Source organism: Streptomyces cyslabdanicus (genome assembly GCF_052663305.1).
Genome location: NZ_JBQRUW010000047.1, coordinates 63,927 through 89,005, shown reverse-complemented (window position 1 = coordinate 89,005; position 25,079 = coordinate 63,927). Strand labels below are relative to the sequence as shown.

At 70.9% G+C, this 25,079-nt stretch carries 22 protein-coding genes; 11 read left to right on the top strand and 11 right to left on the bottom strand.

The features are described from left to right. Positions 1 to 201 precede the first annotated feature (201 nt). Positions 202 to 1,536, top strand: a complete 1,335-nt coding sequence (gene gabT, locus ACTYVM_RS27500; RefSeq protein ID WP_445528528.1) for a 4-aminobutyrate--2-oxoglutarate transaminase — start codon at positions 202 to 204, stop codon at positions 1,534 to 1,536. A gap of 418 nt (positions 1,537 to 1,954) precedes the next feature. After that, entirely contained in the window at positions 1,955 to 2,614 is a 660-nt protein-coding gene (locus ACTYVM_RS27495; RefSeq protein ID WP_445528527.1) for a phosphatase PAP2 family protein, read from the top strand. On the opposite strand, the gene ACTYVM_RS27490 is transcribed toward ACTYVM_RS27495, so the two are convergent. The 7 genes from ACTYVM_RS27490 to ACTYVM_RS27460 all read right to left on the bottom strand — a co-directional run bounded on the left by ACTYVM_RS27490 (position 2,544) and on the right by ACTYVM_RS27460 (position 11,773). Then, positions 2,544 to 4,406 carry a chitinase gene (locus ACTYVM_RS27490; RefSeq protein WP_445528526.1) on the bottom strand — a complete coding sequence of 621 codons (1,863 nt, stop codon included), beginning with the start codon at positions 4,404 to 4,406 and terminating at the stop codon, positions 2,544 to 2,546. The two genes, ACTYVM_RS27495 and ACTYVM_RS27490, sit on opposite strands and share 71 nt — an antisense overlap. A 173-nt stretch (positions 4,407 to 4,579) precedes the next feature. Beyond that, positions 4,580 to 6,007 carry an NAD(P)/FAD-dependent oxidoreductase gene (locus ACTYVM_RS27485; protein WP_445528525.1) on the bottom strand — a complete coding sequence of 476 codons (1,428 nt, stop codon included), beginning with the start codon at positions 6,005 to 6,007 and terminating at the stop codon, positions 4,580 to 4,582. A 48-nt stretch (positions 6,008 to 6,055) separates the two neighbouring features. Next, a complete protein-coding gene (locus ACTYVM_RS27480; RefSeq protein ID WP_445528524.1) occupies positions 6,056 to 6,856 on the bottom strand; it encodes an ABC transporter permease in 801 nt (266 codons plus the stop codon). Further along, complete coding sequence (locus ACTYVM_RS27475; protein ID WP_400034587.1) at positions 6,857 to 7,780, bottom strand: ABC transporter permease; 924 nt, start codon at positions 7,778 to 7,780, stop codon at positions 6,857 to 6,859. After that, entirely contained in the window at positions 7,780 to 8,943 is a 1,164-nt protein-coding gene (locus tag ACTYVM_RS27470; RefSeq protein ID WP_445528523.1) for an ABC transporter ATP-binding protein, read from the bottom strand. The genes ACTYVM_RS27475 and ACTYVM_RS27470 overlap by 1 nt, the downstream gene beginning before the upstream one ends. Then, a complete protein-coding gene (locus ACTYVM_RS27465; protein WP_445528522.1) occupies positions 8,940 to 10,187 on the bottom strand; it encodes a polyamine ABC transporter substrate-binding protein in 1,248 nt (415 codons plus the stop codon). Before ACTYVM_RS27465 ends, ACTYVM_RS27470 begins: the two co-directional genes overlap by 4 nt. 50 nt (positions 10,188 to 10,237) lie before the next feature. Next, a complete protein-coding gene (locus ACTYVM_RS27460; RefSeq protein WP_445528521.1) occupies positions 10,238 to 11,773 on the bottom strand; it encodes a gamma-aminobutyraldehyde dehydrogenase in 1,536 nt (511 codons plus the stop codon). A 211-nt stretch (positions 11,774 to 11,984) separates the two neighbouring features. Between ACTYVM_RS27460 and ybiA the strand changes: the two genes are divergently transcribed. Beyond that, a complete protein-coding gene (ybiA, locus tag ACTYVM_RS27455; RefSeq protein WP_445528520.1) occupies positions 11,985 to 12,554 on the top strand; it encodes a riboflavin biosynthesis intermediates N-glycosidase in 570 nt (189 codons plus the stop codon). 191 nt (positions 12,555 to 12,745) lie between these two features. Here the strand turns inward: ybiA and ACTYVM_RS27450 are convergent, their stop codons facing one another. Beyond that, entirely contained in the window at positions 12,746 to 13,453 is a 708-nt protein-coding gene (locus tag ACTYVM_RS27450) for a DUF4190 domain-containing protein (RefSeq protein ID WP_445528519.1), read from the bottom strand. Between the two features lie 133 nt (positions 13,454 to 13,586). On the opposite strand from ACTYVM_RS27450, the gene ACTYVM_RS27445 reads away from it, so the two are divergent. From ACTYVM_RS27445 to ACTYVM_RS27435, 3 genes are all read left to right on the top strand, one after another. Beyond that, entirely contained in the window at positions 13,587 to 14,768 is a 1,182-nt protein-coding gene (locus ACTYVM_RS27445) for an adenosine deaminase (protein ID WP_445528518.1), read from the top strand. Positions 14,769 to 14,797: 29 nt separating this feature from the next. After that, complete coding sequence (locus ACTYVM_RS27440) at positions 14,798 to 15,496, top strand: glycerophosphodiester phosphodiesterase (protein WP_445528517.1); 699 nt, start codon at positions 14,798 to 14,800, stop codon at positions 15,494 to 15,496. A 477-nt stretch (positions 15,497 to 15,973) separates the two neighbouring features. Beyond that, positions 15,974 to 16,270: a serine hydrolase domain-containing protein gene (locus ACTYVM_RS27435; protein ID WP_445528516.1), complete on the top strand. Its 297-nt coding sequence runs from the start codon at positions 15,974 to 15,976 to the stop codon at positions 16,268 to 16,270. An 87-nt stretch (positions 16,271 to 16,357) separates the two neighbouring features. On the opposite strand, the gene ACTYVM_RS27430 is transcribed toward ACTYVM_RS27435, so the two are convergent. The 3 genes from ACTYVM_RS27430 to ACTYVM_RS27420 form a co-directional block, all read right to left on the bottom strand. Then, positions 16,358 to 16,909 carry an HXXEE domain-containing protein gene (locus ACTYVM_RS27430; RefSeq protein WP_445528515.1) on the bottom strand — a complete coding sequence of 184 codons (552 nt, stop codon included), beginning with the start codon at positions 16,907 to 16,909 and terminating at the stop codon, positions 16,358 to 16,360. Positions 16,910 to 16,944: 35 nt separating this feature from the next. After that, positions 16,945 to 18,135, bottom strand: coding sequence for an ABC transporter substrate-binding protein (locus ACTYVM_RS27425; protein ID WP_445528514.1), 1,191 nt, complete (start codon positions 18,133 to 18,135; stop codon positions 16,945 to 16,947). Positions 18,136 to 18,399: 264 nt separating this feature from the next. Next, positions 18,400 to 19,848, bottom strand: coding sequence for a gamma-aminobutyraldehyde dehydrogenase (locus ACTYVM_RS27420; protein WP_445528513.1), 1,449 nt, complete (start codon positions 19,846 to 19,848; stop codon positions 18,400 to 18,402). A gap of 171 nt (positions 19,849 to 20,019) precedes the next feature. Between ACTYVM_RS27420 and ACTYVM_RS27415 the strand changes: the two genes are divergently transcribed. The 5 genes from ACTYVM_RS27415 to ACTYVM_RS27395 all read left to right on the top strand — a co-directional run bounded on the left by ACTYVM_RS27415 (position 20,020) and on the right by ACTYVM_RS27395 (position 24,919). Further along, complete coding sequence (locus tag ACTYVM_RS27415; RefSeq protein ID WP_445528512.1) at positions 20,020 to 20,541, top strand: Lrp/AsnC family transcriptional regulator; 522 nt, start codon at positions 20,020 to 20,022, stop codon at positions 20,539 to 20,541. Next, on the top strand, positions 20,526 to 21,905 hold the full coding sequence (locus ACTYVM_RS27410; RefSeq protein ID WP_445528511.1) for an aspartate aminotransferase family protein: 1,380 nt from the start codon (positions 20,526 to 20,528) through the stop codon (positions 21,903 to 21,905). Before ACTYVM_RS27415 ends, ACTYVM_RS27410 begins: the two co-directional genes overlap by 16 nt. Positions 21,906 to 22,161: 256 nt before the next feature. Continuing rightward, complete coding sequence (locus ACTYVM_RS27405) at positions 22,162 to 22,905, top strand: ABC transporter ATP-binding protein (protein WP_445528510.1); 744 nt, start codon at positions 22,162 to 22,164, stop codon at positions 22,903 to 22,905. After that, the gene (locus tag ACTYVM_RS27400; RefSeq protein ID WP_445528509.1) at positions 22,887 to 24,374 is read left to right on the top strand and encodes a hypothetical protein; all 1,488 of its coding nucleotides are present in this window, start codon (positions 22,887 to 22,889) and stop codon (positions 24,372 to 24,374) included. Before ACTYVM_RS27405 ends, ACTYVM_RS27400 begins: the two co-directional genes overlap by 19 nt. A 137-nt stretch (positions 24,375 to 24,511) precedes the next feature. Further along, positions 24,512 to 24,919 carry a VOC family protein gene (locus tag ACTYVM_RS27395; RefSeq protein ID WP_445528508.1) on the top strand — a complete coding sequence of 136 codons (408 nt, stop codon included), beginning with the start codon at positions 24,512 to 24,514 and terminating at the stop codon, positions 24,917 to 24,919. Positions 24,920 to 25,079 lie beyond the last annotated feature (160 nt).

Here is a 25,079-nt window from a genome sequence, read left to right as displayed (position 1 = left end):
CCCCGGCGCCCGCGTCCTCCGGTCCGCGTCCGCCCCTGTCCGTCGCTGGGTCCGCTGCTATGTCCACCGCGGACAACCGCGGGCGCCGACAACGCCCACATGGAGCATGCCCACGTCCGCCCCGTCGCCCTAGCCTGCGAGAAAAGAAGGAAAAGCGTCCGAAAAACGCCGCCGTACGCAAGATCTCATCAGGGAGCCCCCATGACCGCACTTGAGCAGGAGCGCCGCGTCGTCACCGCCATCCCCGGCCCGAAGTCGCAGGAGCTGCAGGCCCGCCGGACCGCTGTGGTCGCGCAGGGCGTGGGCTCCACGCTGCCGGTCTTCGTCACGCGTGCCGGCGGCGGCATCATCGAGGACGTCGACGGCAACCGCCTCATCGACTTCGGCTCCGGCATCGCGGTGACCTCGGTCGGCGCCTCCGCCGAGGCCGTCGTACGCCGTGCCTCCGCGCAGCTCGCCGACTTCACCCACACGTGTTTCATGGTCACGCCGTACGAGGGCTACGTGGCTGTCGCCGAGGCGCTGGCCGAGCTCACGCCGGGTGACCACGCCAAGAAGTCCGCGCTGTTCAACTCGGGCGCCGAGGCCGTCGAGAACGCCGTCAAGATCGCCCGCGCGTACACCAAGCGCCAGGCCGTCGTCGTCTTCGACCACGGCTACCACGGCCGCACCAACCTCACCATGGCGCTGACGGCGAAGAACATGCCGTACAAGCACGGTTTCGGCCCCTTCGCGCCCGAGGTCTACCGGGTGCCGGTGGCCTACGGCTACCGCTGGCCGACCGGCCCGGAGAACGCCGGCCCCGAGGCCGCCAAGCAGGCCATCGACCAGATCACCAAGCAGGTCGGCCCGGACAACGTGGCCGCGATCATCATCGAGCCGGTGCTCGGCGAGGGCGGCTTCATCGAGCCGGCCAAGGGCTTCCTGCCCGCGATCCGCCAGTTCGCCGCCGACAACGGCATCGTGTTCGTCGCCGACGAGATCCAGGCCGGCTTCTGCCGTACCGGCCAGTGGTTCGCCTGCGAGGACGAGGGCATCGTCCCGGACCTGATCACCACCGCCAAGGGCATCGCCGGCGGTCTGCCGCTGGCCGCCGTCACCGGCCGCGCCGAGATCATGGACGCCGCGCACGCGGGCGGCCTCGGCGGCACCTACGGCGGCAACCCGGTGGCCTGCGCCGGTGCGCTCGGCGCCATCGAGACCATGAAGGAACTCGACCTCAACGCCAAGGCGAAGCGGATCGAGGAGATCATGAAGGCCCGCCTCACCGCGATGCAGGACAAGTTCGACATCATCGGCGACGTCCGCGGCCGCGGCGCGATGATCGCCATCGAGCTGGTCAAGGACCGTGACACCAAGGAGCCGAACCCGGAGGCGACGGCCGCGCTCACCAAGGCCTGCCACGCCGAGGGCCTGCTGGTCCTGAGCTGCGGCACCTATGGCAACGTGCTGCGCTTCCTGCCCCCGCTGGTCATCGGCGAGGACCTCCTGGGCGAGGGTCTCGACATCATCGAGCAGGCGTTCGCGCGCATCTGAGCAGCGCATTCGCACGCCTGACGCAGCCTGCAGAGCGTGTGAAGAAGGTGTGCGAGGTGGATGGCAGGACGCCGTTCCGGCTGTCCTGCGCCCACCGGCTGCCGTAGGTTCTTCCCGGATGAGAGATACACCCGCCCGCAGGGGACTGCGGGCGGATCCAGGCCGTGGCCTCCCCAGCTTCGACCTGGTCGTGCCTCGCGCACACACCCGGAGCCCTCGGGTTCCGGTTCTCCTCAATGATCGGACAGTCGCCCGCCCCAGACCCCCCGGGGCGCGCGGCATTCCGGTCCGGACGGTCGCAAACAGTTGGGACGGCCGTCCCCGTCGGGCCGGCGCACTTCCCCCCCTTGCGCCGGCCCTTCGGTGTCTTCGGGCCCGGCCGGCAGGACCGCCCTCCCCACCTGCGAAGCTGTGCACCGTGGTGTTCGTGGTGTTCCTCCTGGCCGTCCCGGCCGTCCTGCTCGCGCTGATCACCTGGCAGGTGGTGGCGGGCGGCCCGCTGCTGGAGGTGGACCGGGAGGTCGAGCACGCCCTGCTGCACCCGGACCGCCTCTCCCAACTGCTGGCCGATCTGGGCCTGGTGCAGATCGCGGTACCCGTGCTCCTGGCCGTCCTGGTCCACACGGCCCGGCGGGGCCGCGCCACCGGCGCGGACCACTGGTGGCGCGCGCCCCTCGCGGCGGCCGTGACGATGGCTCTGGTCCCGGCGCTGGTCGTGCCGTTGAAGGCCTGGACGGCCCGGCCCGGTACGGCGGTCATGCCGCCCGGTACCGGCTACTTCCCGTCGGGACACGCGGCCACCGCCGCCGTCGCCTACGGTGCCGCGGCGCTCGTCCTCCTGCCCTGGCTGCGCAGGCCCGCCGCCCGCCGGACCGTCGTCGCGGTGTGCGTCGCGCTCGTCCTGGGTGCCTCCTTCGGGCTGGTGCGGCGGGGCTACCACTGGCCCCTGGATGTCGTGGCCAGTTGGTGCCTGGCGTCCATGCTGCTGTCCGCGCTGTGGCGGCTGGTCAGCGGCCTCGGCCGAAGTAGGCGTCGAAGGTGTTCTGGAACTGCCAGTCCCCGAACCGGTCCCAGTTGACCGACCACGTCATCAGACCGCGCAGCGCCGGCCAGGTGCCGTGGGTGGTGTACGAGCCGCAGTTCGTCGCCCTGGTCAGGCAGTCCAGAGTCTTGGTGACCTCCGCCGGGGCCACGTAGCCGTTGCCCGCGTTGGTGGACGCCGGCATGCCGATCGCGACCTGGTCGGGGCGCAGCGGCGGGAAGACGTTCGCCGCGTTGCCTGCCACCGGGAAGCCGGTCAGGAGCATGTCGGTCATGGCGATGTGGAAGTCCGCGCCGCCCATGGAGTGGTACTGGTTGTCCAGGCCCATGATCGGGCCCGAGTTGTAGTCCTGGACGTGGAGCAGGGTCAGGTCGTCGCGCAGGGCGTAAATCACCGGGAGGTACGCGCCGCAGCGCGGGTCCTGGCCGCCCCACTGGCCCGTGCCGTAGTACTGGTAGCCCATCTGCACGAAGAAGGTCTCCGGGGCCATGGTCAGGACGAACCCGGCGCCGTACTTCGCCTTCAGGGTCTTCAGCGCCGAGATCAGGTTGACGACCACGGGTGTGGTCGGGTTCCTGAAGTCCGTGTCGTTCGCGTCCAGGGACAGGGAGTGGCCTTCGAAGTCGATGTCGAGGCCGTCGAGGCCGTATACGTCGATGATGCTCGAAACGGACGAGACGAACGTGTCCCTGGCCGCCGTCGTGGTCAACTGCACCTGGCCGTTCTGGCCGCCGATGGAGATCAGGACCTTCTTGCCGGCGGCCTGCTTGGCCTTGATCGCCGCCTTGAACTCGGCATCGCTCTCGACGTTCGGGCACTCGGTGACCGGGCAGCGGTCGAAGCGGATGTCGCCCGAGGTGACCGACGTCGGCTCGCCGAAGGCCAGGTCGATGACGTCCCAGCTGTCGGGGACGTCGGCCATGCGCGTGTAACCGGAGCCGTTGGCGAAGCTGGCGTGCAGGTAGCCGACCAGGGCGTGTGCGGACAGGTCCGTGCCGCCGCCGGGCCCGCCCGGGTCGTCCGGGCCGCCCGGGTCCGCGGCTGTCTGGGCCGTCACTGTCGCCGACCTCGCCGACTCGCCCGCGGCGTTCACCGCCGCGACCTGGAAGCCGTACGCGGTCGAGGGCGACAGGCCGGTGATCGTCGCGGACGTGCCGGTCACCGTCTGGGTCTTCGTGCCGTCGCGGTAGACCGTGTAGCCGGCGGCGTCGGTCACCGGGGACCAGGACAGGGCGACGCTGGTCGAGGTGACGGTGCCGGTCGTCAGGCCGGCCGGTGCGGCGGGCGGCCGCTGGCCGGTGCTCCCGCCCGGGCCGACGAGCGAGAGGTCGTCGGCGTAGTAGGCGCCCGTGCTGTACCAGCCGTGCGTGTAGACCGTGACCTCGGTGGTCTGCGCGCCGGTGCGGAAGGTGGTGGTGAGCTGCTGCCAGTCGGGGGCGGACTGGGTCCAGGTGGAGACGTCGGTGGTGCCGGTGTCGCTCGCGCCCAGGTAGACGTACGAGCCGCGGACGTAACCGGTCAGCGTGTACTGGGAGTTCGGCTGGACCGGCACCGTCTGCGCGCACTGGGCGTTGTCGTTGTCGGACGGGGTCGCCTGCAACGCCGAACTGCCGCTGCGGACGGGTGACTTCACCGTGGTGCCGGATCCCGGGCAGGTCCAGCCGTCGAGGCCCGCCTCGAAGCCGCCGTTGCGCAGGACGTCCGCGTCGTCGGCGCGGGCGGTCGTCGCGAGCGCGGTGACGCCGGGCAGGGCGAGGAGGGTGGCTGTCAGCGCGGCGAGCAGTCGGCGCTTGGCCGGTCCGGCTGGTCTGTGTCTGGCGCGGTCCACAACTACCTCCGGGCATGGGGGTTTGGGGAGGGTGGAGCGCGCCCCAACCTGGTCCAGACCAATTCGGTTGTCAAGACCTGTGGCGCCGGCGGCATGAGAAGACCTCCCTCTCCCGTGGACGCGGGGGGGGTGCGTCGTACGGGAGAGGGAGGTCTCGTCTGCGGGGTCGGACCTCAGCTGTCGAAGCCCAGGCCCAGGCGGTCCATCGTCCGCAGCCACAGGTTGCGCCGGCCGCCCTGCTCGTCGGCGCGTGCCAGGGACCACTTGGTCAGCGCGATGCCGGTCCAGGCGAACGGCTCGGGCGGGAAGGGCATCGGCTTCCTGCGGACCATCTCCAGCTCGGTGCGCTCCGTGCGCTGCCCGGCCAGCAGGTCGAGCATCACCTCGGCGCCGAAGCGGGTCGCGCCCACGCCCAGGCCCGTGTAGCCGGCCGCGTAGGCGACCTTCCCCTGGTGGGCGGTGCCGAAGAACGCCGAGAAGCGGGAGCAGGTGTCGATCGCCCCGCCCCAGGCGTGGGTGAAGCGGACGCCCTCCAACTGCGGGAAGCAGGTGAAGAAGTGCCCGGCCAGCTTGGCGTAGGTCTCCGGCCTGTCGTCGTACTCGGCGCGCACCCGGCCGCCGTACGGGTAGATCGCGTCGTAGCCGCCCCACAGGATCCGGTTGTCCGCGGACAGCCGGAAGTAGTGGAACTGGTTCGCCTCGTCCCCGAGGCCCTGGCGGTTCTTCCAGCCGATCGACGCCATCTGCTCGGCGCTGAGCGGCTCGGTCATCAGGGCGTAGTCGTAGACCGGGACGGTGTACGAGCGCACCCGCTTGACCAGGTTGGGGAAGACGTTGGTGCCGAGCGCGACCCGGCCGGCCCTGATCCGGCCGTAGGGCGTGCGTACCGACATTCCGGCGCCGTACGGCCTCAGGGTCAGGGCCGGGGTGCGCTCGTAGACGCGTACGCCGAGGCGCACGCACGCCTGCTTCAGGCCCCAGGCGAGCTTGGCGGGGTGGACCATGGCGACGCCCCGGCGGTCCCACAGACCGGCCTCGAAGGTCGGTGAGGCGACCTGCTCGCGCACCGCGTCCCGGTCGAGGAACTCGAAGCCCTCGGCCAGGCCGTGCTCCTGCATCTCGGCGTACCAGTCCTTCAGTTCCCTGGCCTGGTACGGCTCCGTGGCGACGTCGAGTTCGCCGGTACGCTCGAACTCGCAGTCGATGGAGTGGCGGGCGACCGTCTCCTCGATGGCGTCGAGGTTGCGGGCGCCCAGCTCCTCCAGCTTGTGGATCTCCTCCGGCCAGCGGGCGAGGCCGTTGGCCAGGCCGTGCGTGAGGGAGGCGGCACAGAAGCCGCCGTTGCGGCCGGAGGCGGCCCAGCCCACCTCGCGGCCCTCCACCAGCACCACGTCCGTGGCGGGGTCGCGCTCCTTGGCGATCAGCGCGGTCCACAGTCCGCTGTAACCACCTCCGACCACCAGCAGGTCGCAGGTCTCGGCTCCGGTCAGCGCCGGCTCCGGGCGGGGCCTGCCGGGGTCGTCCAGCCAGTACGGGACCGGCTGGGCCTCGGAGAGGGATGTGGTCCAGTCGTGCTCACGGCTCATGGCGCCAGGGGCCATGATTTCAACTCCCTACAGAGTCACTTGCGTTGTTTCGACGGGAAGGCGTCATGCCTTCTGCCTGGTCCGCCGGTTGGCGATGGCCATGGAGACCAGGACGAGCAGGACGGCGATGACGAACATGGCCGTACCGATGACGTTGATCTGGACGGGTGTGCCGCGCTGTGCCGAGCCCCAGACGAACATCGGGAAGGTCACGGTCGAGCCCGCGTTGAAGTTCGTGATGATGAAGTCGTCGAACGACAACGCGAAGGCGAGCATCGCGCCCGCGGCGATACCGGGGGCCGCGATCGGCAGGGTGACCCGGAGGAAGGTCTGGACCGGTCCGGCGTACAGGTCCTGCGCGGCCTGCTCCAGCCTCGGGTCCATCGACATCACGCGCGCCTTGACGGCGACGACGACGAAACTGAGGCAGAACATGATGTGCGCGATCAGGATCGTCCAGAAGCCGAGCTGCGCGCCCATGTTGAGGAACAGGGTGAGCAGCGAGGCCGCCATGACCACCTCGGGCATCGCCATCGGCAGGAAGATCAGCGAGCTCACCGTGCCCCGCGCGCGGAAGCGGTAGCGGACCAGCGCGAAGGCGATCATCGTGCCGAGGACGGTGGCGCCGATCGTGGCCCAGACGGCGATCTGGAGGCTGATCGACAGCGATCCGCACATGTCGGCGACACCGCACGGGTCCTTCCAGGCGTCCATGGAGAACGCCTGCCACTGGTAGTTGAAGCGGCCCTTGGGCTTGTTGAAGGAGAAGACCGTGACGATGACGTTCGGCAGGAGCAGGTATCCGAGCGTCAGCAGTCCGGCGATGACGACGAGGTGGCGCTTGAGCCAGTTGACGAAGGCCATTTAAACCAGATCCTCCGTGCCGGACTTGCGGATGTAGATGGTGATCATGGCGAGGATCGCGGCCATGAGGATGAAGGACAGGGCCGCGGCCGTCGGATAGTCCAGGATCCTCAGGAACTGCGTCTGGATGACGTTGCCGACCATGCGGGTGTCGGTGGAGCCGAGCAGGTCCGCGTTGACGTAGTCGCCGGCCGCCGGGATGAAGGTCAGCAGCGTGCCGGAGACCACGCCCGGCATCGACAGCGGGAAGGTGACCCTGCGGAAGGTGGTGAACGGCCTGGCGTAGAGGTCGCCCGCCGCCTCGTGCAGCCGCGGGTCGATGCGCTCCAGCGAGGTGTACAGCGGCAGGATCATGAACGGCAGGAAGTTGTACGTCAGACCGCACACCACCGCCATCGGCGTGGCGAGCACCCGGTCGCCGGCGGTCCAGCCGAGCCAGTTGGTGACGTCCAGGACGTGCAGCGTGTTGAGGGCGCCCACGACCGGGCCGCCGTCGGCGAGGATCGTCTTCCAGGCCAGGGTCCGGATCAGGAAGCTGGTGAAGAACGGCGCGATCACCAGGATCATGATCAGGTTGCGCCAGCGGCCCGCGCGGAAGGCGATGAGGTACGCCAGCGGGTAGCCGAGCAGCAGGCACAGGATCGTCGCGGAGGCCGCGTACAGGACCGAGCGGACGAACTGCGGCCAGTACTGCGACAGCGCGTCCCAGTAGGTCGCGAAGTGCCAGGTGACCTTGTAGCCCTGCTCCAGGGAGCCCGTCTGCACGGACGTGGACGCCTGGTAGATCATCGGCAGCGCGAAGAAGACGACCAGCCAGAGGATGCCGGGCAGCAGCAGCCAGTACGGGGTGAAGCGGCCCCGCCTGCGCGGCGGTCTCGTCTGCTGGGCGACGGGCGGCGAGGGCGCCTCGGTGACAGCGGCCATCAGGCTGCGTCCTCCTCGACACTCTCGACGCCCGCGTCGATGTCCTGCTTCGCATCAAGACCGAACGTGTGGGCCGGGTTCCAGTGCAGGACGACCTCGGCGCCGGGCACCAGGCGGGCGTCGCGGTCGATGTTCTGGGCGTAGACCTCGAAGTCGGGGCAGACCGGGCTGTCGATCATGTACTGCGTGGAGACGCCGATGAAGCTCGACTCGGAGATCCGGCCGGTGATGCGGTTGCGGCCGTCGGGGATCTCGCCCGCGTCGTCGGCGTGGGTGAGGGAGATCTTCTCCGGGCGGACGCCGACGAGCACCTTGCCGCCGGTCGTGGCCGGGGCGGAACATCGCGCCTTGGGCAGGGTGAGCTTGCCGCCGCCCGCCTTCAGGACGATCTCCTCGCCGCTCCTGGAGCCGACCTCGGCCTCTATCAGGTTCGAGGTGCCGAGGAAGTTCGCGACGAACGTGGTCTGCGGGTTCTCGTAGAGGTCGGTGGGCGCGCCGAGCTGCTCCACCCGGCCGCCGTTCATCACGGCGACCGTGTCGGCCATGGTCATGGCCTCCTCCTGGTCGTGCGTGACGTGGACGAAGGTGATGCCGACCTCGGTCTGGATGCGCTTGAGCTCCAGCTGCATCTGGCGGCGCAGCTTCAGGTCCAGGGCGCCGAGCGGCTCGTCCAGCAGGAGCACCTTGGGGTGGTTGATCAGCGCGCGGGCGACCGCGACACGCTGCTGCTGGCCGCCGGAGAGCTGGTGGGGCTTCTTGCGGGCCTGCTCGCCCAGCTGCACCAGGTCCAGCATCTCCTCGACCTGCTTCTTCACCGACTTGATGCCGCGCCGGCGCAGACCGAAGGCGACGTTCTCGAAGATGTCGAGGTGCGGGAAGAGGGCGTAGGACTGGAAGACCGTGTTGACCGGGCGTTTGTACGGCGGCAGGTGCGTCACGTCCTGGTCGCCGAGGTGCACGGTGCCGGAGGAGGGTTCCTCCAGGCCGGCGATCATGCGCAGGGTGGTGGTCTTGCCGCAGCCGGAGGCGCCGAGCAGGGCGAAGAAGGATCCCTGCGGCACGGTCAGGTCGAGCGGGTGCACGGCGGTGAAGGCGCCGTAGCGCTTGCCGATCTGCGAGAGGCGGACGTCGCCGCTGTTGTCTGTCGTCGTCATTGTCGTCACGCCCCTGTGAGCTTCGCGAACTTCGCTTCGTAGGCCGCCTCTTCCTTGTCGCTCAGGGCGCGGAAGGAGTGGGCCTTGGCCACCATGTCCTTGGTGGGGATGATCAGCGGGTTCTCCGCCGCCGCCTTGTCGATCTTGGCCAGTTCGTCCTTCGCCCCGTCGACGGGACTCATGAAGGCGACGTAGGCGGAGAGCTGGGCGGCCTGCCTCGGCTGGAAGTAGAAGTCGATCAGCCGTTCGGCGTTGGCCTTGTGACGGGCCTTGTTGGGGATCAGCAGGTTGTCGGTGGAGGTGAGCCAGCCGGCGTCCGGGATGACGTAGTCGACGTCGGCGCTGTCCTCCTGGAGCTGGACTATGTCGCCGCCCCAGGCGACGCAGGCGGCGATGTCGCCCTTGGTCAGGTCGGAGGTGTAGTCGTTGCCGGTGAAGCGGCGGATCTGCCCCTTGTCGACGGCCTTCTGCAGGCGGGCGGTCGCCGCGTCGTAGTCGTCGTCGGTGAACCTGGCCGGGTCCTTGCCCATGTCGAGCAGGGTCATGCCCATGCTGTCGCGCATCTCCGACAGGAAGGAGACCCTGCCCTTGAGCTTGGGGTTGTCCAGCAGGTCGGAGACCGACTTCACCTCGATGCCGTCGAGTGCCTTCTTGTTGTAGGCGATGACGGTCGAGACACCCTGCCACGCGTAGGAGTAGGCGCGTCCCGGATCCCAGTCCGGACTGCGGTACTGCTCGGACAGGTTGGCGAAGGCGTGCGGCAGGTTCTCCGCGTCCAGCTTCTGCACCCAGCCCAGGCGGATCAGCCGCGCGGCCAGCCAGTCGGTCACGACGATGAGGTCGCGGCCGGTGTCCTGGCCGGCGGCGAGCTGCGGCTTGATCTTGCCGAAGAACTCGTTGTTGTCGTTGATGTCCTCGGTGTACTTGACCTGGATCCCGGTCTGCCGAGTGAACTCGTCGAGCGTGGGGTGCTTCTTGCCGCTCTTGTCGACGTCGATGTACACGGGCCAGTTGGAGAAGTCCACGATCTTCTCCTTGGCCGAGTGGTCCTCGGCGGAGGTACCCCCCTGTGCCTGGCCGGCCGGCGGGATTCCGCAGGCGCTCAGCGCCCCGAGTCCCCCGACCGCGAGCGCGCCGCCCGCCGAGGCGCGCAGCATCGAGCGGCGGCTGAGGGAGGCCCTGCCGTTGCGGAAGCTGCGCCGCACGGCGGCCAGCTGGGCCGGGGTGAGGCGGTCGGGCTCGTACTGCTCCATGCGCGTGGTGCCCTTTCGGGAAGGTGGCCTGGTGCAAGGCCTGGTCGTTGCTATCGGTCCCCGAAGATCGTGCGGTGCCAGTCCTTGCGGGCCACCGCCGTGTTGTCGAACATGACGTGCTTGATCTGCGTGTATTCCTCGAACGAGTACGAGGACATGTCCTTGCCGAAGCCGGACTGCTTATAACCGCCGTGCGGCATCTCGCTGATGATCGGAATGTGGTCGTTGACCCACACGCACCCCGCCTTGATCTCCCGCGTCGCGCGGTTGGCCCGGTAGACGTCCCGGCTCCACGCCGAAGCCGCCAGACCGTACGGAGTGTCGTTGGCCAGCCGAATCCCCTCATCATCACTGTCGAACGGCAGTACGACCAGTACCGGACCGAAGATCTCCGACTGGACGATCTCGCTGTCCTGCGCCGCGTCCGCGATGAGGGTGGGGCGATAGTACGCCCCGTTCTTCAGTTCGTCCTGGGGTGCCTCGCCGCCGGTGACCACGCGCGCGTAGGCACGCGCCCGGTCGACGAAGCCGGCGACGCGGTCGCGCTGGACGTGCGAGATCAGCGGGCCGAGGTCGGTGCCGGGGGCGAACGGGTCGCCCAGCCGGACGGACGCCATCAGGGCGGCCGTCCGCGCGACGAACTCCTCGTACAGGGGGCGCTGCACGTACGCGCGCGTGGCGGCCGTGCAGTCCTGCCCGGTGTTGATGAGCGCGCCCGCGACCGCGCCGTTGGCGGCGGCCTCCAGATCGGCGTCGTCGAACACCACGAAGGGCGCCTTGCCGCCGAGTTCCAGGTGCAGGCGCTTGACGGTCGCGGTGGCGATCTCGGCGACCCGCTTGCCGACGGCGGTGGAGCCGGTGAAGGACGTCATGGCGACGTCCGGGTGGCCGATCAGGTGCTCGCCGGCCACCTTGCCGGTGCCGGTGACGATGTTGATCACACCGTCGGGGATGCCCGCGTCGGTGGCGGCCTGGGCGAACATCAGCGAGGTCAGCGGGGTCAGCTCGGCCGGCTTGAGCACGATGGTGTTGCCCGCGGCGACGGCCGGGAGGATCTTCCAGGCGGCCATCTGGAGGGGGTAGTTCCAGGGCGCGATGGAGCCGACGACCCCGATGGGCTCGCGGCGGACGTAGGACGTGTGGTCGCCGGAGAACTCGCCGGCCGACTGGCCCTGGAGATGCCGGGCGGCGCCCGCGAAGAAGGCCGCGTTGTCGATCGTGCCCGGCACGTCGAACTCGCGGGTCAGCTTCAGCGGCTTGCCGCACTGGAGGGACTCGGCGCGGGCGAGGTCCTCCGCCCGGTCGGCGAGCACGGCCGCGAAACGGTGCAGCGCGTCCGAGCGGTCGCCGGGCGTGGCGCCCGCCCAGCCGGGGAACGCCTCGCGCGCGGCGGCCACCGCGGCGTCGACGTCCTCGCGGCCGGCCAGTTCGTAGGTGTAGACCTCCTCGCCCGTGGCGGGGTCGACGACCGCGTGGCTGCGGCCCGAGGTGCCCTTGATCAGCTTTCCGGCGATGTACTGCGCGCCGTTCGCGAAACGGTCCTGTGCCGGAAATCGGTCCGGGGTGGCGGTGCCCGGGTTGTGCATGTCGCTCTCCTCCGCCTTCGCCCCTCGGTCACCGAGGGCGGGTGGCGTAGCTCCAGCTCGATTTGAGTGCCGATCCTGACAGAGCCCTGGGACTCCAACAAGTGATTCCGTTGTTGCCTTTTGGTTACGCGACGGAATCTGTCGACCAGGTGTCCAGTCGGCACGGAAAAGGCAGGACGGTGTGTCAGTGGTGCGTGCCACACTCGCGTGCATGGGGAACATCGCCTCCTGGCAGGCTCTGACCAGGGAAGTCCGTGCGGGGACACGGGTGCGCTATCTGCACTTCTGGGGGCATCGGCCACGCCCGGACGGCCGCGTCGGCCCGAGCTGCCTGAGCCAGTGGTGGCCGTCGCCGTTCACGGTGGACTCGGTGCGGTACGCGACCGCGGAGCACTGGATGATGGCCGGCAAGGCGCGGCTGTTCGACGACGCGGAGGCGGAGCGTCTGGTGCTGGCCGCGCGGCATCCGGCCGAGGCCAAGAAGGCGGGTCGGCTCGTGCGCGGCTTCGACGAGGGCGTGTGGGAGCGGGAGCGGTTCCGGATCGTGATGGAGGGCAGCGTCCACAAGTTCGCCGCCCACCCCGCGCTGCGGGAGTTCCTGCTGGCCACGGGCGACCGTGTACTGGTGGAGGCCAGTCCGGTGGACCGGATATGGGGCATCGGGCTGGCCGCCGGCGACGACGCGGCGGCCGATCCGGAGCGCTGGCGGGGGCCGAACCTGCTCGGCTTCGCGCTGATGGAGGCGCGCGAGCGGCTGCGGACCGAGGCGCGGGTGCGGTGACCGGCGGAGGGCTGGGCGGGGCGGAGGTGCGTTGACCGCCTGCGCAGAGTGCGGGGCCGGGCGCGGGTGCGTTGACCGGCGCGCGCACAGTGCGCGGCCGGGCCCGGATACGGAGACCAGCCCACGCGAGGTGCGCGGCCGGGCCCGGATACGGAGACCGGCCCGCGCAGGGTGCGCGGGCCGGTCCGCCGTCAGTGGTCGGCCAGGACGCTCACGGCCGGCAGCGAGGCGCGGGCGGGGTCCTCGTCGTAGGTCGTCGAGGAGTGCTCGAAGGTGCTGACGTAGAACAGACCGAGGACCAGCAGGGCGATCGTGATGAGGCCGAGGACGATACCGATGATGCCCGTGATCAGGCCGGCCTGGGCATGGCCGTGGTTGTTGGCCTCGCCGCGTTCGGCCTTGCGGCGGCCCTTGACGCCGAAGATCACGGCGAGGACGCCGAGGATCACCCCGAAGACGCCGTAGAAGCAGAACAGGGTGCAGGACAGGATGCCGAGCACCATGGCGGCGGTGCCCATCCCGTTCTCCGGGGGCATCGGCATGCCGGGCCAGCCGTTGCCCGGTCCCGGGTAGCCGGAGTAGCCGTACCCGCCGGGGACGGGGCCGACGGGTGCGCCCGGACCGATGGGAGCGCCCGGACCCGTGGGAGCGACGGGCGGCGGCGGCACGGCGGAGTCCGCGCCGGGGGCACCGTAGCCGGGCGGCGGGAAACCGGTCGCCGGCATCGAGGCCATCGTCGCCTGGTCGTGCACGGAGGGCGGGGCGAAGCCGGACGGCTGCTCCGGCCCGGGGTACGGCGCCGGAGCGGACGGGTTCTTCTCCAATGAAGGTCTGTTCTCGGGCGGCGCCCACGGATCCTCGGCTCCCGCGCCCCCGCCGGCCTGCGTTCCGTCCGTCATCTCGTCGTCTCCCCCTTGATCGATCGCCTCGCCATGCTAAGGCCTCGTCCGTGCGGGCGCGCCGCCGGGCACCGGGCTTCCCCGCCCCTGACCGCCGACCGCGGCCCGGGCCGCGGCGAGGCGTGCGCCTACCATGACGGTGCTCACCGATCAGCCGATCACCCGCGCCGCGCCCGCAGGGCCCGCGGCGCCCTTCCCGGGGAGGGACCCCTTGACCGACCAGCCCGCACTCCGTGCCCCGTACGCGCCGCACGCATCGCACGCATCGCACGACCTGCACGCGCCGCGTGACCGGCACGCCTTCATCGCCGGACTGCCCAAGGCCGAACTGCACGTGCACCACGTCGGCTCCGCCTCCCCCCGGATCGTCTCCGAGCTGGCCGCCCGCCACCCCGACTCCAAGGTGCCCACCGACCCCGAGGCCCTGGCCGACTACTTCACCTTCACGGACTTCGCCCACTTCATCGAGGTGTACCTGTCCGTCGTGGACCTGATCCGCACCCCGGAGGACGTCCGGCTGCTGACCTTCGAGGTCGCCCGCGACCTGGCCCGGCAGCAGGTGCGCTACGCGGAGCTCACCGTCACGCCGTTCTCCTCCACCCGGCGCGGCATCGACGAGCGCGCCTTCATGGACGCGATCGAGGACGCCCGCAAGGCGGCCGAGGACGAGTTCGGGACCGTACTGCGCTGGTGCTTCGACATCCCCGGTGAGGCCGGTCTCGAGTCGGCCGAGGAGACCACCCGGCTCGCCACCGACGACCGGCTGCGCCCGGAGGGCCTCGTGTCCTTCGGGCTCGGCGGACCCGAGATCGGCGTACCCCGGCCCCAGTTCAAGCCCTACTTCGACCGGGCGATCGCCGCCGGGCTGCGCTCCGTCCCGCACGCCGGCGAGACCACCGGACCCGGGACGGTGTGGGACGCGCTGACCGAACTGCGGGCCGAGCGCATCGGCCACGGCACCAGCTCCGCCCTCGACCCGAAGCTGCTCGCCCACCTCGCCGAGCACCGCATCCCGCTGGAGGTGTGCCCGACCTCCAACATCGCCACCCGGGCCGTGCGCACCCTCGAGGAGCACCCCATCAGGGAGTTCGTCCGCGCCGGAGTCCTCGTCACGGTCAACTCCGACGACCCGCCCATGTTCGGCACCGACCTCAACAACGAGTACGCCGTGGCCGGCCGGCTGCTCGACCTCGACGAGCAGGGCCTGGCCGAGCTGGCCAGGAATGCGGTGCACGCCTCCTTCCTGGACGCGGCCGGCAAGGCGCGCATCGTGGAGGAGATCGACGCCTACACCGCGCGGTGGCTCGCGCCCTGAACCGGAACGCGCGGGACACAATGGGGACCATGCAGACCGTGACCGCCGTGGCGCACCGCGGCGACCCCTACCGCTTCCGCGAGAACACCGTCGACTCACTGCGCTCCGCGTTCGACCAGGGCGCGGACGCGGTCGAGATCGACGTACGGCTGACCCGGGACGGCGTTCCGGTGCTGCTCCACGACGAGTCGCTCAAGCGGCTGTGGGCCCACGACCGGCCGTTGCACGCACTGTCCGCGGCGGAACTGCGCGGACTGACGGGCGGCCTGGTGCCCACGCTGGAGGACGCGCTCACCGCGGCGGACGCCGGCCGCGTCATGATCGACCTGCCGGGCCCGGCCCACCCACGGGCGGTGCGGCGGATCGTCGACGTGGTCGACGCGTGCGGCGCGCGGGACCGCGTGTACTACTGCGCGGGCGCCGAGGCCATGCTCGCGGTGCGGGCCGCCGACCCGGCCGCCGAGATCGCGCTGACCTGGACGACGCTCGCGCCGCCGCGGGCCGGGCTGCTGGACGCGGTGCGGCCCCGGTGGCTGAACTACCGCTTCACCCTGGTGGACCGGGACCTCGCCGCCCGCGTCCACCACGACGGCTACCTGCTGTCCGTCTGGACCCCCGACACCCGCCGCTCCCTGCGCCGCCTCCTCGACCTCGGCGCCGACTCGATCACGACCAACCGGGTCGACCTGCTGCACACCCTGCGCACCGCGCAGACGACGGCACCGTAGGGGACGGCCCCGACAACACCCCGGTAGGGCCCGGCACTTGCTCCGGGACACCTCGGGGACGGGTGCCCTCCCCTGCGACGATCCAGCGGGCGTCGCACGCCTGACGGATGTTCGGCACCAGCCCACCGAGCGCCCCCGGAGGCATCCGATGCACGCACGCGCCACGGCCCCGACCGCCGCCTCCGTCGTCCTCGCCCCGGTCACCGCCGTACCCGCCCTGGCCGCACCCACCGGGCCCGCACCGGCCGCCGGGGGTGTCGTCTCCGGCCCGGGCTCACCGGCCGTCGGCCGCGCGCCCGTCCGGCCCGGGCGCCGAAGCGCCGCGTTCCGCCGTCACCTCGCTGCCCGACGAGGACCCCACGGCCACCCTGGTCCGCATCGGCGGCACCGGCGGCACCCGGCGCGGCAGCGCGGGCGTGCACGACCTGCGCAGCGGCCGGCCCGAACGCCCGCTTCCGGGCCGGTTCGGCGACGAAGGTGGTGACGGCGGCGGGCGTACTGCGGCTCGCCGCGCAGGGCGGAGTCGGCCTGGACGCACCGATCCAGCGGTATCCTCCGGGCCTGCTCACCGAGGACTTCCAGCCCGTCACCGTACGGCAACTGCTCAACCACACCAGCGGCATCCAGGCCGGATGTTCACGGTCCCGGCAGGCATCGAGGGCGCCACCCACAGCGCGGGCCTCCAGCGCTTCGAGTACGGCGGCCGGGTCGCCTGGATCAGGTCCGGCGCCCGCTACGGCTACAGCACCGTGCTCGGCGCGACCCGCGACCTGAACCGCACCCTCGTCCACTCGGTCAACTCCACCGACGCCAAGGGCGAATCCATGAACCCGGTGGCCGAACGCATCGCGCCGGCGGCGCTCAGGTGGCGGACCGTCCGCCCAGCAGGCGGCGGGCCGCCGCGTGCGACGCCACCGTGGCCGCGCCCGCGAGGCCCAGGCCGAGGACCAGGTCCCGGGGACGCGTGGGGCGCAGGACGCCGGCGCGGCGCAGGCGGGCGCGGGCCCAGAGGGTGAAGGGGACGACCAGGACGGGCGAGGTCGCGGAGCCGGGGGTGTAACCGCGCACCGCCGCGGCCTGGGCCAGGTGGACCAGACCGTGCAGTCCGAAGGCGTTCAGCGCCGTCTGGTAGACGGCGGAACGCCCGCCGGTCGCCCGGCCCGCGGCGGACGTGGCGGCGACGATCGCGCCCATCACCCCCACGGCCACCGCGAATTCACGCGCGTCCACGGACCCGAGCCGCCGCCACACCGCCTCCGGCACGGCCGGGAAGCGCTCCCGCAGCCCCGGCTCACTGCGCCGCAGCCAGGCCTGCACGGTGGCCAGCTCCTCCACGTCGTGCAGCGCCCAGGCCGCCAGCAGCCCGAACGTCACGGCGGGGCCCACCTGTTGGTCGTTCGGCGTGTGTGTCACGGAGGTGAGTCTGCCAGGGCCTTTCGCAACAGGCCCTACAGGCCCACGATCGCGTTCCAGCGCTTGCCGAACTCCGTGCGCTCGTCGGAGGACATGTCCCGGGCGATGGCGAGGTGCTTGCGCATGGTGGAGTCGGGGAAGATCAGCGGGTTCTCCGCGAGTTCGGCGGTCTCCTTGTCCTTGGAGTCGGCGAGCACGGCCTGGGCCGCCGGGACCGGGCAGACGTAGTTGACCCAGGCGGCGAGCTCCGCGGCGACCTCGGGCTCGTAGTAGTAGTCGATCAGTCTCTCCGCGTTGGCCTTGTGGGTGGACCGGTTGGGGATCATCCAGGAGTCCGACCACAGTTCGGCGCCCTCCTCGGGCACGACGAAGCGGATGTCGGGGTTGTCCGCCTGGAGCTGGATCACGTCGCCCGAGTAGGCCTGGCAGGCCAGGACGTCCCCGCTGACCAGGTCCTTGGTGTAGTCGTTGCCGGTGAAGCGGCGGATCTGGCCCCTGCGGACCTGCCGCTCCACCTGGTCGCAGACCTTGTCGAAGTCCCGGGTCTCCCACTTGGTGATGTCCACGCCGTTGGCCTGCATCAGCAGGGCGAACGCCTCGTCCAGGCCGGAGAGCAGGGTGACCTTGCCCTTGAGGTCGCTCGCCCACAGGTCGGAGACCTGGCGTATCTCGCGGCCGAGCTTGCGGCGGTTGTAGGCGATGCCGGTGATGCCCGACTGGTACGGCATCGTGAACTTGCGTCCCGGGTCGAAGGCGGGGTCGCGCAGCAGCGGGTCGAGGTACTCGGCCACCTGCGGCTGGCGGGCGCGGTCCATCTCCTGCACCCAGCCCAGCCGGACGAACCGCGCACACAGCCAGTCGCTGATCACGATCAGATCGCGACCCGGATCCTGATGGTTCATCAGCGACGGGCTGATCTTGCCGAAGAACTCGTCGTTGTCGTTGATCTCCTCGACGTAGTCGACGGTGATGCCCGTCTGCTTCTCGAAGGCCTCCAGGGTGGGCCGCTTGTTCGGGTTCTTGTCGTCGGTGTCGATGTAGAGCGGCCAGTTCGCCCAGATCAGCCGGTGGTCGGTGGCGGAGCTGTCCGGGATGGCGCGGTCACCGGGCTGGACGTAGGCGGCGGGCACTCCGCACCCGGCGAGCGCACCGAGCGCGGCCGTGCCGCCCAGGGCGCGCAGCAGGGAGCGGCGGGAGAGCGGGGGCGTGTTCGCAGTCTTGGGCACCGGCCCAGGATGCCGCTCGCCCCGCGGCCGGACAATCGACGCAGCGTCGAGCACGCGGGGAGGGAGCCGACACCTTGTCGATCAACGCCCGGGGCGGCGCCCGGCCGTGGACACACCGCGGCCCCGGACGGTCCGTCCCCCGTCCGGGGCCGCGAGCGGGCGAGCCGTGCGATCAGCGCATCACGCGGTCAGCGGCACGCTGTCCGTGCCGCGCGGCCGGCGTCATACGTCGACCGGCCGGCGTCACGCGTCACGCAGTCGGCGTCACGCGTCGAGCGACGTCATGACGTGCTTGATCCGCGTGTAGTCCTCGAAGCCGTACGCCGACAGGTCCTTGCCGTAGCCGGACTTCTTGAAGCCGCCGTGCGGCATCTCGGCGACCAGCGGGATGTGGGTGTTGATCCACACGCAGCCGAAGTCGAGCTTCTTGGACATCCGCATGGCGCGGGAGTGGTCCTTGGTCCACACCGAGGAGGCCAGCGCGTACTCGACGCCGTTGGCCCACTCCACCGCCTGGTCCTCGTCCGAGAAGGACTGCACGGTGATGACCGGGCCGAAGACCTCCCGCTGGATGATCTCGTCGTCCTGCTTGAGGCCCGAGACGACGGTCGGGGCGTAGAAGTAGCCCTTGTCGCCGACCTGGTGGCCGCCGGCCTCGACCTTGGCGTGGGCGGGCAGCCGCTCGATGAAGCCGGCCACCTGCTTGAGCTGGTTGGGGTTGTTCAGCGGGCCGAACAGGACGTCCTCGTCGTCCGGCTGCCCGGTCTTGGTCTCGGCCGCGGCCTTGGCGAGCGCGGAGACGAACGCGTCGTGGATGGACTCGTGGACGAGGACGCGGGTCGCGGCCGTGCAGTCCTGACCGGCGTTGAAGAAGCCGGCGACCGAAATGTCCTCGACGGCCTTGTCGATGTCGGTGTCCTCGAAGACCACGACCGGGGCCTTGCCGCCCAGCTCCAGGTGGACGCGCTTGAGGTCCTTGGAGGCCGACTCGGCGACGGACATGCCGGCGCGCACGGAGCCGGTGATGGAGGCCATCGCCGGGGTCGGGTGCTCCACCATCAGGCGGCCGGTGTCGCGGTCGCCGCAGATGACGTTGAAGACGCCCTTGGGCAGGACCGAGCCGATGATGTCGGCGATCAGGACCGTGGAGGCGGGGGTGGTGTCCGACGGCTTGAGGACGACCGTGTTGCCGGCGGCGAGCGCCGGGGCGAACTTCCACACGGCCATCATCATCGGGTAGTTCCACGGCGCGACCTGCGCGCAGACGCCGATCGGCTCGCGGCGGATGATGGAGGTCAGACCCTCCATGTACTCGCCGGCCGAGCGGCCCTCGAGCATCCGCGCCGCACCCGCGAAGAAGCGGATCTGGTCGACCATCGGCGGGATCTCCTCGGAGCGGGTCAGCCCGATCGGCTTGCCCGTGTTCTCCACCTCGGCCGCGATCAGTTCCTCGGCGCGCTCCTCGAAGGCGTCCGCGATCTTCAGCAGGGCCTTCTGGCGCTCCGCCGGAGTGGTGTCGCGCCAGCCCGGGAAGGCTGCCGCCGCGGCCTCCATGGCGGCGTCGACGTCCGCCTGCCCGGACAGCGGCGCGGTCGCGTACGCCTCGCCCGTCGCGGGGTTGACCACCTCGGTGGTCCGTCCGTCGGCGGCGTCCCGGAACTCACCGTCGATGTAGTTACGGAGCTTGCGCAGCCGTCCCAGCTCGGTGCTCACTGCCCGGCCCTCCTGGTCTGTTCACGATGTCCCATCACTGAGGCACCCACCCTAGTCCGCGGTGCGACGTTTTCAACACCCCCGTCCGGCCGAGTTCTGCGAAATCCGCACGTCTCGGTATCGCAAACAACGAATTTCATCGCATCGGCCTTGCGGAACTGTCGATCCGTCGTGCACAGTGAGGTCGTGGCCAGTCGAAGCGCAGAGCACAGGGACTCCCGCGAGTCCAGGCACGCGAGCGGCAGCTCGCACCTGGACGCCGTCTCCCTCGCCATCATCGAGCAGTTGCAGGAGGACGGCCGCCGTCCGTACGCCGCCATCGGCAAGGCCGTGGGCCTGTCCGAGGCGGCCGTGCGCCAGCGCGTCCAGAAGCTGCTCGACCAGGGCGTGATGCAGATCGTCGCCGTCACGGACCCACTCACCGTGGGCTTCCGTCGGCAGGCGATGGTCGGGATCAACGTCGAGGGCGACACGGAGTCCGTGGCCGAAGCGCTGACCGGCATGTCGGAAGTCGAGTACGTGGTGATGACCGCGGGCTCGTTCGACATCCTCGCCGAGATCGTCTGCGAGGACGACGACCAGCTGCTGGACGTCATCAACAAACGCATCCGGGCACTGCCCGGCGTGCGCTCCACCGAGAGCTTCGTCTACCTCAAGCTCAAGAAGCAGACCTACATGTGGGGAACCCGATAACCGTGAGCAAGGACCTCAGCCGTACCGCGTACGATCACCTGTGGATGCACTTCACCCGCATGTCCTCGTACGAGAACGCCCCCGTGCCGACGATCGTGCGCGGCGAGGGCACCTACATCTACGACGACAAGGGCAAGCGCTACCTCGACGGTCTCGCGGGTCTGTTCGTGGTCCAGGCCGGTCACGGCCGCACGGAGCTGGCCGAGACCGCGTTCAAGCAGGCGCAGGAGCTGGCGTTCTTCCCCGTCTGGTCCTACGCCCACCCCAAGGCCGTCGAGCTGGCCGAGCGGCTGGCCGACTACGCGCCGGGCGACCTGAACAAGGTCTTCTTCACCACCGGCGGCGGTGAGGCGGTCGAGACCGCCTGGAAGCTCGCCAAGCAGTACTTCAAGCTGACCGGCAAGCCCACCAAGTACAAGGTCATATCCCGCGCGGTGGCCTACCACGGCACCCCGCAGGGCGCCCTGTCCATCACCGGACTGCCGGGCCTGAAGGCGCCGTTCGAGCCGCTGGTGCCGGGCGCGCACAAGGTCCCGAACACCAACATCTACCGCGCCCCGCTCTTCGGCGACGACCCGGAGGCCTTCGGTCGCTGGGCCGCCGACCAGATCGAGCAGCAGATCCTCTTCGAGGGCCCCGACACGGTCGCCGCGGTCTTCCTGGAGCCGGTGCAGAACGCCGGCGGCTGCTTCCCGCCGCCGCCCGGATACTTCCAGCGGGTGCGCGAGATCTGCGACCAGTACGACGTGCTGCTCGTCTCCGACGAGGTCATCTGCGCCTTCGGCCGCCTGGGCACCATGTTCGCCTGCGACAAGTTCGACTACGTCCCGGACATGATCACCTGCGCCAAGGGCATGACCTCGGGCTACTCCCCGATCGGCGCGTGCATCATCTCCGACCGCCTCGCCGAGCCGTTCTACAAGGGCGACAACACCTTCCTGCACGGCTACACCTTCGGCGGCCACCCCGTCTCCGCCGCGGTGGGCCTGGCCAACCTCGACCTGTTCGAGCGCGAGGGCCTCAACCAGCACGTGCTGGACAACGAGGGCGCCTTCCTCTCCACCCTCCAGAAGCTGCACGACCTGCCGATCGTCGGCGACGTCCGCGGCAACGGCTTCTTCTACGGCATCGAGCTGGTGAAGGACAAGAACACCAAGGAGTCCTTCAACGACGAGGAGACCGAGCGGGTCCTGTACGGCTTCCTGTCCAAGGCGCTGTACGACAACGGCCTGTACTGCCGTGCCGACGACCGCGGCGACCCGGTCGTCCAGCTCGCCCCGCCGCTGATCTCCAACCAGGAGACCTTCGACGAGATCGAGCAGATCCTGCGCGCGACCCTGACGGAGGCGTGGACCAAGCTGTGACCGCGGCGGTGCGACCGCCGCGCGAAATGCGCACACCTGCGATCAGCTGATCATCACCGGCCCCGGTGCCGTCCGTTCGAGTGAGAAACGGCGGCCCGGGGCCGTGTGCTGTCCGGCCTCCCCGGAGGGGCTGCCTAGCGTGCCCTTGACGCGTCACTCTGCGTCGGACCGGTCCCGTGACCCGAGGTCTTCACACTCGTTCGCCCGTACGGGGGACACGGCACGGCATTCCCGCTGAGAACCGAGGTGTACGCCCATGGACGTCCCACCCGACAACGAGGTGCTCTGGGCGCGGGCCCTGCACTACACCCACGACGACGGCTCGCCCGCCCTCGGCGGCGTCTCCCTCGGTGTCGCGCAGGGTGAGATCCTCGCCGTGAGCGGGCCGAGCGGCAGTGGCAAGACGACCCTGCTGCGGTGCCTGTCCGGCCTGACGCGGGTGCGGCACGGCGAGGTCTGGTTCAACAGCGTCCCCGTGCACACCCTCGGCCCGCTGGCCCGTGAGCGGCTGCGCCGGGACCGGTTCGGCTGGGTCGACCCCGCTCCGGTGCTCGTACCGGAGCTGAACGTCTGGGAGAACACGGCCCTGCCCCTGATGCTGCGTGGCACGAGCCGGCGGCGGGCCAAGGTGGCCGCCCTGGAGTGGCTGGAGCGCCTCGACGTCGGCGGCCAGGCCCGGCTGCGCCCGCACCGGCTGCGCCAGGCCGAGCGGCAGCGCGTCTGCATCGCTCGCGCGCTCGCCCCCCTCCCCACGGTGCTGTTCGCGGACGAGCCGACGGCCCCGCTGCACCGCGCCGACCGCGCCCAGGTGCTGCGCACGCTGACCACCGCGGCCCGCTCGCACGGCATCACGGTGGTGCTCGCGACGCACGACCCGCAGACCGCGGCCGTCGCGGACCGGACGGTGGCGGTGCTCGACGGACGGTGCGTGAAGACCGTGCACCTCCCCCCGGTCGGCGACACGGCGGAAGGCCGGGCCGCGTGCTCGCTCTCCGTCTGATCCGCGTCGCCCGCCCGGGCGTCCAGCTGCGCCGCCTGACGGTCGTGGCGGCGTCGGCGGGCACGGGCTTCCTGCTGCTGTCCAGCCTCGGCTACGCGCTCGGCCGCCCGGAGCACTCCGGCGCGGCGGTGCTGCGGCTGTCCTGGTGCGTGCTGCCCCTGGTCGCGACGCTGTACCTCGCGGTCGCCGTGGCCCGCACCGACCCGGGGACCCGTCCCCGGCCGGGCCTGTCGGCGGTCGGTCTCGGCCCGGGCCGTCTGATGGCCGTCTCCGCGGCCACGACCGCCGTGGCCTGCGGGCTCGGCTCGCTGCTCGCGTTGCTGCTCTTCGCGTACCTGCGCGGCGAGGGCACGGGACTGCCGTTCGACGGCGCAGCCTGGGCGTTCCTGGCGGCCGGGGAGCCGCTGCCGGTGCCGGCGGTGCTGACCCTGCTGGCCGTCGTCCCCGTGCTCGCCTCGACGGCGGTCGCGCTGGTGCTGTACCCCCGGGACGCGAGGCCCGCGGCGGCCCGGAGCACCGGCCGGAGGTTCGGCCGCTTCGGGGCCTACCGGCGCACGGGCACGCAGGAGACGTTCGGGGCGTACGGCCGGTTCGGCGCACGCCTCGGCGACGGGACGGCGCGGCGGCAGGGCCGGTCGGCGACGGCGTGCGCGACCCGGCCCACGGAGACGGCCGCCGGCCCGGCGCGAGCCGGAACCGACCCGGCCGAGACCGATCCGGCCGAGGCCCGCGTGACGGGCACGGACCCGACCGGCATCGAGCCGACGGACGCCCTCGGGGACGCCGGCCACGAGGACTCCGGCCGCAAGCCCGTGCCCGACGACCCCGATCCCCACCGGCCCCCGACCCCGCGCGAACCGCCCACCGGTCTCCCCTGGGGCATCGCCGTACTCGCCGCCGGCCTGACCGTGGAGACCTACGCCGGACGGTCCACCACACCCGGGGCCGCCTCCGGACCGGCCCTCCCCGGCGGCCTGGCGGCCGACTCCGCCCCGGTCCTCGTCGGCTGGCTGATGACCGCCCTCGGCCTCGCCCTGGCCGGGCCCGGCCTCACCCACCTGTGCGGGCGTGTGCTCCAGTCCGCGCGTCCGGGAGCCCTGCGGCTCCTGGCCGGCCGTGTCCTGATGGAGGAGGCGGGCCGCATCGGCCGCCCACTCGGTGTGGTCTGCGCGGTGGCGTCGGGGACGTACGCCATGGTCGCGGCCTACGACGGCACCGCTCGGCCACTCGGCCCGTTGACGACGCTGGGCACGCTGCTCGTCGCCGGCTGCGCCCTGGCCACCCTGCTGATCGCCGCCGTCGAGGCGCGGCAGTCCCGCGCCGGCACCAACGCCGCGCTGCTGCGGCTCGGCGCGCCGTCCACGATGCTGCGCTCCGCCGTCCTCCTGCGCGCCTGTGCCCTGCTGGCCCTGTTCGTCCCGCTGACCGTGGTGGTCGCCGATCTCGCCGCACTGCCGCTGAACCCCTGAGCCCATCGGCCCGGCGGTCCGGCGGTCCGGCGCCGGACAAGACGTACGAGAAAATCCCGTGGCCGGCGATGAGTTCCGCGCGGGCCCCGGGTCCACCCCTGTGAAAGGCAACGAACCCCGATGGGAGAGACCCCGCCATGTACCAGCAGATGGTCTTCGTGAACCTGGCGACGAACGACGTGGCCGCGTCCAGGAAGTTCTTCACCGAGCTCGGCTACACCATCAACCCTCAGTTCTCCAGCGACGACTGCGTCTGCGTCGTCATCAGTGACACGATCATCGCGATGCTGCTCAGCAGGCAGCACTACGCCACCTTCACCAAGAAGGAGATCGCGGACTCGACGAAGTCCAGCGAGGTGCTGATCTGCCTGAGCGCGGAGAGCCGCGAGAAGGTCGACGAGCTGGTGCAGAAGGCGGTCGCGGCCGGCGGCACCGCGAGCGGCGAGACCCAGGACCAGGGCTTCATGTACGGCCGCTCCTTCGACGACCTCGACGGCCACACCTGGGAGGTCATGTGGATGGACCCGGCGGCGGTGCAGAGCTGAGCCCACGGGGGTGAGGCTCACAGCGGTCCGGGCGGGTGCGTCGGCACCCGCCCGGACTCATGCCAACACCGTTGAAACATTTACCTAGTTAATAATGAGGTAAAGTCAACGCCGGTGGGAGGCTTTCAGATTGACACTCCCGCCGGAGCGCTTATAAACC